The following is a 445-nucleotide window of genomic DNA, read 5'->3' as shown; positions in this document are numbered from 1 at the left end:
CCTGCGGGACGCCTCGGTGGCCGCGATGGAGGAGCTGCGCGAGACGGTCGGAATCCTCCGTGACGGCCGGGAAGACCATGACGGCCGGGAAGACCGTGATGGCCGGGAAGGTCAGGATGCCTTGGGCCGGGCCGGTGGACCGGCCGCCTCCGCGGCCGTCGGCGTCGTTCCCGTGTCCGGCGCGGGCGGCGAACAGCGGCCCGGCCGGGTCCTGGCGTCCATCGACGACCTGGTCGCGTCCTCCAGGGCCGCGGGTGCGACGGTCGAGATCCACCGGTCCGGCTCCGTACGGCCGTTGGCCCCGGCGGCCGATCACGCGGCCTACCGGGTGGCCCAGGAGGGCCTGACCAACGCCCACAAGCACGCGCCGGGCGCCCCGATCAGCCTCGCCCTGCGGTACGAGCCCGACACCTTGATCGTGGAGGTCACCAACGGGCCGCCGAAG

Annotated in this window: 1 pseudogene; it reads left to right on the top strand. The window is 74.6% G+C overall.

The window, feature by feature from the left end:
* Positions 1-445: pseudogene (locus tag RNB18_RS52155) on the top strand (sensor histidine kinase); the annotation flags it as partial.

It is taken from the genome of Streptomyces doebereineriae (genome assembly GCF_031845645.1).
Classification (GTDB): Bacteria; Actinomycetota; Actinomycetes; order Streptomycetales; family Streptomycetaceae; genus Streptomyces; species Streptomyces canus.
The sequence above is the reverse complement of the archived record's forward strand: the minus strand, read 5'-3'. Positions and strand labels throughout refer to the sequence as shown.